This window comes from Asticcacaulis sp., assembly GCF_020217185.1.
Lineage (GTDB): Bacteria > Pseudomonadota > Alphaproteobacteria > Caulobacterales > Caulobacteraceae > Asticcacaulis.
This window is the reverse complement of sequence record NZ_JAIWNX010000290.1, coordinates 1-10,000: the sequence shown is the minus strand read 5'-3', so window position 1 is coordinate 10,000 and position 10,000 is coordinate 1. Positions and strand designations below refer to the sequence as shown.

Genomic DNA, 10,000 nt, shown 5'->3' with positions numbered 1-10,000 from the left:
GGAGACACCGCTATAGAGCGCTGGCCGATTGCCCAGCAGCGCGGCGGTCACGTCGCTGTCGTCGCTGAGGACCAGCGCCACCGTCGCCTGCCGCTCCATCTCGCTTTGCAGGACGGCGGCGCGCAGCCGCGCCCGCGTTTCGACGTCCTCAGAGACGATGCGCAGGGCCCCGGTATAGCTCAGGCTATAGACGCCCCACAGGGCCAGCCCCAGACCGACCACGCAGGCAAGGCCGGCGAGGATCAGCAGAGGCCGTCGAATCTTGCGCGGTACAAGGAACATGTGGCCATCATAAACCTTTGTGAAATTTCGCACAATGTCTGGATTATGTGTGCGAAATTTCACACAAAATGTAGGGCTGTCTTTAATATAAATTTCTATATTTCAATGATTTAATGAAAATTGGCCGAATTGTGGGCACAGGGGTGGTGCCGGATTATGGTGAGTTAACAAAAACCACCAAAGGGTCGAGGAACACCCATGCAGATGCATATCCCTACGGACACGCTGACCGCGGCCGCCCCGCGCAAGCGCCCCTTCTATGCCCATCTCTATTTTCAGGTGCTGGTTGCCATTGCTCTGGGCGCGGCCATCGGGCACTTTTACCCGCAGACCGGCGAGGCGCTGAAACCGCTGGGTGACGGCTTTATCAAGCTGGTCAAGATGATCATTTCGCCAGTCATCTTCCTGACTATCGTCACGGGTATTGCCGGCATGGGCTCGCTGAAAGGCGTCGGCTCGGTCACGGGCAAGGCCTTTGCCTACTTCCTGACCTTTTCGACCCTGGCCCTGATCGTCGGCCTGATCGTCGCCAATGTGGTGCAGCCCGGTCACGGCATGAATATCGACCCGGCGACGCTGCACAATGCCAAGGTAGATGAATACGCCGCCAAGGCGCACGAAACGACCCTGATCGGCTTCGTGATGGACATTATTCCGACGACCTTCACTTCGGCCTTTGTCGAAGGCAACATCCTTCAGGTGCTGTTTATCGCCATCCTGTTCGGCATTTCGCTGATCTTTGTGGGTGAGCGCGCGAAGCCGCTGGTCAACCTGCTGGAAACCGTCAGCCACGCCATTTTCAAGATGGTGTCGATCCTGATGAAGGCCGCGCCCATCGGGGCTTTCGGTGCCTTCGCCTTCACCATCGGCAAGTACGGCATCGCCTCCATCGTCAATCTGGCGGCGCTGGTCGGCACCTTCTACGCCACCTCGGCCCTGTTCGTGATCGTCATTCTGGGCGCTGTCTGTGCCGCCAACGGCTTCTCGATCTTCAAGCTGATCGGCTATCTGAAGGCGGAGCTTCTTCTGGTGCTCGGCACCTCGTCCTCGGAATCGGCCCTGCCGAGCCTGATGGAAAAGATGGAGGCCGCGGGCTGCAAGCGTTCGGTCGTGGGCCTTGTCGTGCCGACCGGCTATTCGTTCAACCTCGATGGCACCAATATCTACATGACGCTGGCCGCCCTGTTTATCGCTCAGGCCACCAACACCCACCTGTCGCTTGAGCAACAACTGCTGTTGCTGTCGGTCGCCATGCTGTCGTCCAAGGGCGCAGCCGGGGTGACGGGCGCGGGCTTCATCACCCTGGCCGCCACCTTGTCGGTGGTGCCGACCGTGCCGCTTGCCGGTATGGCCATCATTCTGGGCGTTGACCGCTTCATGTCGGAATGCCGCTCGATCACCAACTTCATCGGCAATGCGGTCGCCACCGTCGTCGTCAGCCGCTGGGAAAAGTCGATCGACATGGACACCTTCCGCGCCGCCATGAATGGCAAGCCCATGATCGAGGCCGAACCGGTGATGGCCATCCACGGCGCTCCGGCAGGTCTGCAACTGGGCGAGAAGAGCGCGGACTAATCTTTTAAGGATGGAACCTTCCGGCCGTAGCCCGGTCGTGTCCCCCCTAACGGTTCCATCCTCACTGACCCGTGCCGGTGTATCGGTTCGAGCCCCCGGCACGGGTTCCTTTTAATCCCTTCTTTTGAGATGAATGCGAGACTGCGCTGCGGTTTCGCCAACGGAGACCCTAATGTCTGCGAACAGCTTCCTTTTGCCCGCCGCCCTGCTTTTTGTCTTGCCAACGGTCGCTCAGGCCGAAACGGTCAAATATTCGGCGGAAATCAAAGCCCTCAGCGACGGTATCTATCGCAGCGTCAGCCAGACAGAAGGCCGCCCCCAGTATACCGTCGGCGGGCAGGCCGCCTATGGCAAGGTGTTTGGCGGCTTCCTGTACAAGTCGATGCGTGACCGCACGACCGGCGTCGATAACCAGACCCAGCTTCTGATCGGGTACAAGTCGAAGTGGCTGGGCAATGACGTCACGTCGCGCGCAATCTTCAAGCAGTATAACAGCACCAAAATCGGCATTGATAACGAGTTTACGGAGTATGAGATCAATGCCGCGCGCAAGCTGAACGCGCGCCTGACGGCCAAGCTCAATCTGGCCTATTCGCCGGACAACTATGGCAAGGCAAAGCAGGCCACCTTCAGCGAATGGGGGCTGGACTACAAGGTGACGCCGAAACTGACGCTTCAGGCGGCCAACGGCTTCCGCCACAATCAGGACAGTGTGGATTACACCAGCTATCTGGCCGGGGTGAGCTATGCGGTGACGCCGAAGTTTCTGGTCAGCCTGACCTATACTACGACGGATAAGGGCGATCTGGGGGCCAAGTACGGCGAGTCCACCTTCGTCACCCTGTCGAAGAAGTTCTAGATTTTAGAAAGACTAAACGCGAAACGGGCGCCGCCCAGGGCGTCCGGATCGCCGGGACTGAGCGGCAACAGGCTGAGGTCCGAGCCGTGGCCCTGTACGATCTGGCGGGCCAGACTGAGGCCCACCCCGGTGCCGGTGGCCTTGGTAGTGAAGAAGGGCATGAAGACCTGACGGCCATGTTCGGCCGGGATGCCGGGACCGGAATCCTCGATCACCAGGGTCAGCCTGCTGTCCCCGGTGGTGGCGTGCAGGCGCACCCTGGGGTCGCCGCCCTTTTCCAGCGCCGCCTGCGCCGCATTGTTGAGCAGGTTCCCGGCGCACAGCCACATCTGATCCTCGTCCATGCGGATCAGGGCGTCTTCGGCGGGCACCTCCCACAAAAGGCTGACCCCCTTGTCGCTCCATTGGGCGGTGAAGCTTTCGTGCAGCACATCCAGCCATTCGGACAGGCGCACCGGTTGCAGGCTGGGCGGCGGCAGGCGGGTCAGGGCGCGATAGGCATTGATAAAGTCGTGCAGGCCTTCGGTGCGCGCCACCACCCGCTCCAGCGCCTTGATGGCCAGTTCGCGCGAGTGCGGCGTGTCGTCATGCAGCAGGTCGAGCGCGCTTTTGCTCATCGACGCGACGGGCGTCAGGGCATTCATCAGTTCGTGGTTCAGCACCCGCAGCAGATCGCGCAGCGCCGTGGCTTCGGCGGCGCGCACATCGGCGGAAATATCGGTCAGGATGGCCAGTTGCGAGGTGCGCTCATCCTCAATCAGCTCATTGTGCTGAACGGCGAAGGTGCGGCCTTCCCAGACGATCTGCTGTCCCGGCGCAAACAGGTCGCCACCCTCACCGACAAGCGTGCGGCGCACCGCCAGAGGCAGGGCGTAGGCGACGCCGAACAGTTGCCGTGCGGCGCGATTGACGGCGATGATCTGCCCGTCATCGGTTTGCAGCAAAAGCGGCGAGGGGGCCTGATCGAGCAGCATCTGAAGCCTGCGCCGTCCCAGCTCCGCTGTAAAGATCGGCGCGGGGCTTAGCCGGGCGCGCAGGCGTTCGCGTGCCAGATGGAAGGCCGGGCTGTTGACGCCCGCCACGGCCAGACCGACGGCGGCCAGTCCGCAAACCAGCGCCGTGGCGTAATAGCCCTGACTGAGGGCCAGCCACAGCCCGACCCCCAGGGCGAAGACGCCCACCTGCGCGACAATGCTGAGCCAGATGCGATGAGACCCCATGCGTCACAGACCGTGCTTTTCCATGCGCCGGTACAGCGCCGCCCGCGTCAGGCCAAGGTCTCTGGCGGCGTGCGAGATATTGAACTGATGCCGGCTGAGCGCCGCCTTGATCAGCTCACGCTCGGAGCGCTCCAGATTAAGGTCCTGCGGCGGCAGGTCGGCGGGGATGCGCGGCGGCGTCTCAATGGCGGCACGCAGGGCGGCGACCAGCCGCTCATTGTTCCACGGCTTGACCACGAAATCCTGCGCCCCCAGCCGCATGGCCTGAATGGCAATGCTCATGCCCGAATGGCCGGTGACGACGACCACCGGCAGGTGCGGGGTCTTTGCCAGTTGTTCCTGCAAAAAGGCCAGACCCGCTTCGCCTGACGTATCGCCGCGCCGGTAATTGAGATCAAGCAGAAGCACATCCGGTGTCTCAGACTCAAGCAAAGCGCGCGCCTCATCCGGCGACTGCGCCGTGCGCAGGGTGAAGCCCTGCCGTGTCAGGACCAGCTCGGCCGCCGCCAGAATATCGGGGTCGTCATCAAGAAAGACGGCGCGCGTCAGAGGGGGTGTTTCGGCTTCGGAAGGCATGTTCGGATTCGGACACCTGCGGGGTGATTTCAATCCTGATTTGAGGGCAAAAATCGACAAAAAGCAAGCAAAATGAATTATTTATATGAATTGAAAACTCTGTGTTAGCGTTTTAACATGCCCGATAACGTCCTCTCATCCCCCACCAACATGGACCGCAAGCGCGCCAGGCCGTGGTATCGCCGCCGTCCGTTTCAGATCACCGCCGCCGCCGTCGTCATCGCCACGGCGGGCCTCGCCTTTTACCTGACCCTGCCCAGGTCGGGCACGGTAACGGTCGAGGCGCGTACCCTCGAAACCGGTGAGGTGGTGCGCGCCCCTTATCAGGACTATGTGCCGCTGCGCGCCGAAGCCGTGCCGCTCGATACGGTCTATATCACGGCGGCGACCGCCGGTCGCGTACAGGCCGTGGCGGTCAGCGACGGTGACCGTGTGACCAAGGGGCAGGCGCTGGTCTATCTGGTCAATCCGGCCCTGACGCTGGATGTGTCGGGGCGTGAGGCCGATATTTCGGCGCGTCTGGCCGACAATGCCAATCAGTTGATGGCGCTCAAAACCGCGCAGGAAAACCGCGAACAGGCGCTGGCCGATGCCGCCTACGCCCTCAGCCGCGCCGAACAGGAATATCAGAAGCGCCAGACCCTGCTCGATAAGGGCTTTATCAACGCGGCGGCGGTCAAGCCCTATGCCGATGAGGTGGCCTATCAGCGTCAGCGCGTGGCGGCGCTGAAGACCGCCCAGACGCCCGACGCGCAATTCTATGCCGGTCAGCGTCGTCAGGTGCAGGACAATGCGCAGGACCTGCGCCGTAATCTGGGTGAGGTGCGTCGCGGCCTCGACGCCCTGACCATCGCGGCCCCCGCCGCGGGCCGCCTGACCGCCTTCAGCCTCAAACCGGGGCAGGCGGTGAAGGAGGGCGACGCGGTGGCGCAGGTCGATTCCGAAGGCAGCTACAAGCTGCGCGCCGAGGTCGATGAATTCTACCTGCAACGCCTGTCCGAAGGGCAGAAGGCCGAGGCCAGCCTGCACGGTCAGACGGTCAGTGTTGCCGTCTCCAAGGTCTTTCCGCAGGTGACCAATGGCCGCGTGGTGGCCGAATTGCAGTTTGTCACGCCGCCGCCCGCCGATCTCAAACGCGGCGAAACGGTCGATATCCGCCTGAGACTGGGTCAGACGACGCCGGCCATTCTGGCCCCGTCGGGAAGCTGGCTGACGGAATCGGGCGGGGCGTGGGTGTTTGTGCTCAACGCGAAGGGCGATCAGGCCAGCCGCCGCGCCGTCACGGTGGGCCGCCGCAACCCCGAACAGGTTGAAATCCTCAGCGGCCTCAAACCCGGCGAACGCATCGTCACGGCCGGGGTCTCCAACCTGCGCAATGCGCAATATCTCCACATCAAGTCGGACTCGAATTCATGATTGAGCTTCAAAACGTCTCCCGCCTGTACCGGTCCGATGAGATCGAAACCACGGCCCTGCACAATATCAATCTGACCATCAGGCAGGGTGAATTCGTCGCCATTATGGGGCCGTCGGGCTGCGGAAAATCGACCCTGCTCAACACGCTGGGCACCATCGACCGCCCGACCTCCGGGGCCTATCTGTTCAACGGGGTTGATCTGGCGCGCTTAAGTGAAGCGAAGCTGGCGCAGCACCGCGCCCGCCATCTCGGCTTCATCTTTCAGAGCTTCAATCTGGTCGATGACCTGACCATCTATGAGAATATCGAGCTGGGCCTGCTCTATCGTCAGGGGCAGAAGGGGTCGCGCCGTCAGGCCATTGAAACGGCCATGGACCGTGTGGGCATCGCCCATCGGGCGCGCCACTTCCCGCATCAGTTGTCGGGCGGTCAGCAGCAGCGCGCCGCTATTGCGCGTGCCATTGTCGGCAATCCCGACCTGATCCTGGCCGACGAACCGACGGGCAATCTCGATACCGAAAACGGCGCGCAGGTCATGGATATCCTTAAAGGTTTGAACGCCTCCGGGGCGACCATCATCATGGTCACCCACTCGCCCAGCCACGCCGATCAGGCCAGCCGCCGCGTCGATATACTCGACGGGCAACTGGTGGCCTCCGTCGCCCAGATGTTGTGAGGCCTGATATGTTACGCTCCATTTTCATCGCCTTCTGGCGCTCCTTCACCCGACATCCGCTGTATGGCGGCCTCAACCTTCTGGGCCTCAGCCTCGGCATCGCCGTCTTTATCGCGCTCAGCCTGCTGGTGCGCTTTGAAACCGGTTATGAGAGCTGGAGCCCCGAACGCGCCAAAATCTACACCGTCGGCACCCGCTACTTCTTCCCCGGCATGACTGATGAGGTGCGCATCGGCGCCATGGGCGGCCTGACCGAAGAACTGAAGGCCAGCTATCCGCAACTGGTCACCGTGCGCGACTGGTCGAACCCGGTCACGGTGCACAAGGGGTCGGAGGTCTATGCCGAGCAGATCGAGCTGGTCGATCCGGAGTTTTTCACCTTTTTCGGCGTGCCCATGCGCGAAGGCGACGCGGCCAGCGCGCTGAATGATCCGGGTAGCGTGGTCATCAGCGAGGAAAAGGCGCGCAAATATTTCGGCACGGCGGACGCGGTGGGCAAGACCCTGACGCTCAGCGATGCCGAAGGGCGCAAACCCTATGTGGTCAGCGCCGTTATGCGCGACCTGCCCAAAAATGCCGATCTGAAGCTGGGCCTGATGCGGCGCATCACGCCGCAGCGCACGGCGATGGAGCCCGACACCTGGCATCACTGGGGCTCGGTGCAGCTTATGGCCTTCCTCAAATTCAATGATCCGGCTGAGGCGCGCGCCTTACAGGCCCAGATGGACGCCTTTACCGACCGTCAGGTGGGCGACAGCTTCGGCCCCGGCACAAAGGGCAGCAGCCTGATGAAGCTGGTGCTGGTGCCGCTGGCCGATATGCACCTGATCGACCCCAAACAGAAGGCGGCTATCGTCACGCTGGGTCTGGTCGGCGTGGTGGCGCTGGGGCTGGCCCTGATCAACTACGTCAATCTGGCCACGGCGCGGGCCGGCCTGCGGGCGCGTGAAGTGGCGGTGCGCAAGACACTGGGGGCGCGTCCTTCGGCTTTGCGTCTGCAATTTCTGGGGGAGGCCCTGCTGACCCTGCTGGTGGCCTTTATCGTCGGTCTGTCTCTGGTCGAACTGACCCTGCCGCTGATCAATGCCGCCGGGGGCCTGTCTCTGGCGCTCGATTACATGAAAGACGGAGTGTGGCTGGCCGGGCTTTTGGGGGTGGTGGTGCTGGCCGGTCTGGTCGCGGCGCTCTATCCGGCCTTTGCCCTGTCGGCCTTCAAACCGGCGCAGGTGCTGGCGTCGAGCCGCACGCCAGCGGGCGGGCGTCTGGGGATGCGTCTGCGTGAAGGCCTCGTTATCCTGCAATTCGCAGCGGTGGTGATGGCCTTTACCCTGATGCTCGGCTTCATCAAGCAGATCGAGCATATCCAGTCGGCGGACCTCGGCTTCAAACGCGACGGCCTGCTGCTGGTCAATTCGATCCGCGATGTCAATATCAATGCCGCACAGCGCGAAGGCTTTCAGGCCGCGGTGCGCGCCTTGTCGAACGTCACGGCGGTCACCCTTGCCAATGCCATTCCGGGCGATCAGAGTAATGTCAACAACTCCAATATTGTCCTGCCGGGACAGCGCGACAAGCTGACCGAATCGCCGACGGTCAACTGGTCCGTGGTCGGGCCGGGCTATTTCGAGCTGATCGGTATCAAGCTGCTGGCCGGGCGCTATTTTGATCCGCGTTTTGCCGAGGATCAGACCTGGGTGGGCAGTCATGCGGAGTCTGACCCCAAGCGGGTGACCAATATCATCGTCAGTCGTCTGGCGGTGCAGCGTCTGGGCTTCAAGACACCACAGGCCGCTGTGGGGCAGACGGCGCGCTTCGCCGATCATACGGTACGCATCGTCGGTGTGGTCGAAGACGCGCGCTTCTATCATCCGTCTGAGCCCATCCCGGCCAAGCTGTACATGTTCGATGCCCATGTCTCTTACAATCCGGTCGGCTTTGTCCGCTATGCCGGGGTCAGCGAAAGCGTGATGCGCGAACGTCTGCGCAAGGTGTGGCGTCAGATCGCGCCGGACGTGCCGTTTGAAGTCACCTCCGCCTATGAGAATCTCGACAAGTATTACAAGCCCGAACGCGACCGCTCCAACCTGTTCGGGGTCGGGGCCGGGGTAGCGGCGCTGATCGGCTGTATCGGGCTTTACGGCATGGCGGCGTTCAATACCTCGCGCCGGGCGCGTGAGATTGGTCTGCGCAAAGTGCTGGGGGCGTCGCGCGGTCAGGTGGTGCGGCTCCTGACGCTGCAATTCCTGCGGCCCGTGCTGATCGCCAGCGTCATCGCCTGGCCGCTCGCCTGGCTGGCTCTGGGGCAGTGGCTGTCGCAGTTCGATGACGCCATCGGCATCAGCCCGCTGTTCTTCCTTATCGCCACCGCGGCGGCTCTGGCCATCGCGCTGGGGACGGTGGGGGGGCTGGCGCTCAGCAGCGCTTCGACCGAACCGGGCAAGGCGCTGAGGCATCAGTAAGAAGAAAAGCCCGCTCCTCATCGGAACGGGCCTTTCTGTTTTTTACGCCTTCAAAATCTTCTCTTCGGGGACCTTTTCGAGCTTAGGCGTCAGGGTGTGGATGACGAAAATGGCGATCAGATAGGCCGAACCGGCGACGAAGAAGATCGGCTGGTACGATTTGAAGAACTCAAGGATATACCCATTAAAGGTGGTCATCAGCATACCGCCGATGGCACCTGCCATGCCGCCGATGCCGATAACCGAGGCCACGGCCTGTTTGGGGAAGAGGTCCGACGGCAGGGTCATCAGATTGGCCGACCACGCCTGGTGCGAGGCGGCGGCGAGGCCGATAATGGCCACGGCGGCCCACAGATTATCAACGAACTGCGCCGCGAAGATGGGCGTAACCAGAAGTGCGCAGACCAGCATGGTGGATTTGCGCGCCGCATTGGGCGTGCGCCCGGCTTTGATTTGCTTTGACGACGCCCAGCCCCCGAAAACCGAGCCGAAATCGGCGAGAATGTAGATGGCGATCAGCGGCGGGCCGAAGGTCTTCAGATCAAGGCCGTGGCGCTTGTTCAGGAAGTCGGGCAGCCAGAACAGATAGAGCCACCAGATGGGGTCGGTGAGGAACTTGCCCAGCGCATAGGCCCAGGTCTGACGGAAGGTCAGCAGCTTGAACCACGAGATCTTGGCCGTGGGGGCTGCGGTCTCAGTAGCGCTCGTGTCGTCGGACTGAATATGCGCCAGTTCGGCAGGCGACACCTTGGGGTGCTCCTGCGGGCGGCGGTACATGATCAGCCACGCCACCAGCCACAGGGCGGTGACGATGCCAATGGAGATAAAGGCCGCGCGCCAGCCAAAGGCCAGCGTAATGGCCGGGACGAGCAGGGGCGTGATGATCGGCCCCATGGCCGTGCCGGCGTTGAAGATGCCGACGGCCTGCGCGCGCTC

Annotated in this window: 9 protein-coding genes; 5 read left to right on the top strand and 4 right to left on the bottom strand. The window is 62.4% G+C overall.

Features of this window, described 5'->3' with window-relative positions; translation table 11 throughout:
• A partial coding sequence (locus LDL37_RS14915) for a hypothetical protein (protein WP_290799607.1) occupies positions 1–282 on the bottom strand: 282 nt, incomplete at its 3' end.
• A gap of 198 nt (positions 283–480) precedes the next feature.
• Here LDL37_RS14915 and LDL37_RS14910 point away from each other — a divergent pair.
• Both LDL37_RS14910 and LDL37_RS14905 read left to right on the top strand, forming a co-directional pair.
• The gene (locus LDL37_RS14910) at positions 481–1,857 is read left to right on the top strand and encodes a dicarboxylate/amino acid:cation symporter (RefSeq protein WP_290799606.1); all 1,377 of its coding nucleotides are present in this window, start codon (positions 481–483) and stop codon (positions 1,855–1,857) included.
• Positions 1,858–2,029: 172 nt separating this feature from the next.
• Positions 2,030–2,716: a TorF family putative porin gene (locus LDL37_RS14905; RefSeq protein WP_290799605.1), complete on the top strand. Its 687-nt coding sequence runs from the start codon at positions 2,030–2,032 to the stop codon at positions 2,714–2,716.
• Here LDL37_RS14905 and LDL37_RS14900 read toward each other — a convergent pair.
• Both LDL37_RS14900 and LDL37_RS14895 read right to left on the bottom strand, forming a co-directional pair.
• The gene (locus tag LDL37_RS14900) at positions 2,713–3,936 is read right to left on the bottom strand and encodes an ATP-binding protein (protein WP_290799604.1); all 1,224 of its coding nucleotides are present in this window, start codon (positions 3,934–3,936) and stop codon (positions 2,713–2,715) included. The two genes, LDL37_RS14905 and LDL37_RS14900, sit on opposite strands and share 4 nt — an antisense overlap.
• 3 nt (positions 3,937–3,939) lie before the next feature.
• Positions 3,940–4,512, bottom strand: a complete 573-nt coding sequence (locus LDL37_RS14895; RefSeq protein WP_290799603.1) for a response regulator — start codon at positions 4,510–4,512, stop codon at positions 3,940–3,942.
• A gap of 117 nt (positions 4,513–4,629) precedes the next feature.
• On the opposite strand from LDL37_RS14895, the gene LDL37_RS14890 reads away from it, so the two are divergent.
• From LDL37_RS14890 to LDL37_RS14880, 3 genes are read left to right on the top strand one after another with little or no spacing between them, the layout of a single operon-like run.
• The gene (locus LDL37_RS14890; RefSeq protein WP_290799602.1) at positions 4,630–5,928 is read left to right on the top strand and encodes an efflux RND transporter periplasmic adaptor subunit; all 1,299 of its coding nucleotides are present in this window, start codon (positions 4,630–4,632) and stop codon (positions 5,926–5,928) included.
• Positions 5,925–6,605, top strand: coding sequence for an ABC transporter ATP-binding protein (locus tag LDL37_RS14885; RefSeq protein ID WP_290799601.1), 681 nt, complete (start codon positions 5,925–5,927; stop codon positions 6,603–6,605). Before LDL37_RS14890 ends, LDL37_RS14885 begins: the two co-directional genes overlap by 4 nt.
• Before the next feature lie 8 nt (positions 6,606–6,613).
• On the top strand, positions 6,614–9,064 hold the full coding sequence (locus LDL37_RS14880) for an ABC transporter permease (RefSeq protein ID WP_290799600.1): 2,451 nt from the start codon (positions 6,614–6,616) through the stop codon (positions 9,062–9,064).
• 42 nt (positions 9,065–9,106) lie between these two features.
• Here LDL37_RS14880 and LDL37_RS14875 read toward each other — a convergent pair.
• A partial coding sequence (locus LDL37_RS14875; RefSeq protein WP_290799599.1) for an MFS transporter occupies positions 9,107–10,000 on the bottom strand: 894 nt, incomplete at its 5' end.

Bases quoted from the DNA above. Each gene is read 5' to 3' on its own strand.
- LDL37_RS14910 (WP_290799606.1), top strand. From the start codon at position 481: ATGCAGATGCATATCCCTACGGACACGCTGACCGCGGCCGCCCCGCGC.
- LDL37_RS14905 (WP_290799605.1), top strand. From the start codon at position 2,030: ATGTCTGCGAACAGCTTCCTTTTGCCCGCCGCCCTGCTTTTTGTCTTG.
- LDL37_RS14900 (WP_290799604.1), bottom strand. From the start codon at position 3,936: ATGGGGTCTCATCGCATCTGGCTCAGCATTGTCGCGCAGGTGGGCGTC.
- LDL37_RS14895 (WP_290799603.1), bottom strand. From the start codon at position 4,512: ATGCCTTCCGAAGCCGAAACACCCCCTCTGACGCGCGCCGTCTTTCTT.
- LDL37_RS14890 (WP_290799602.1), top strand. From the start codon at position 4,630: ATGCCCGATAACGTCCTCTCATCCCCCACCAACATGGACCGCAAGCGC.
- LDL37_RS14885 (WP_290799601.1), top strand. From the start codon at position 5,925: ATGATTGAGCTTCAAAACGTCTCCCGCCTGTACCGGTCCGATGAGATC.
- LDL37_RS14880 (WP_290799600.1), top strand. From the start codon at position 6,614: ATGTTACGCTCCATTTTCATCGCCTTCTGGCGCTCCTTCACCCGACAT.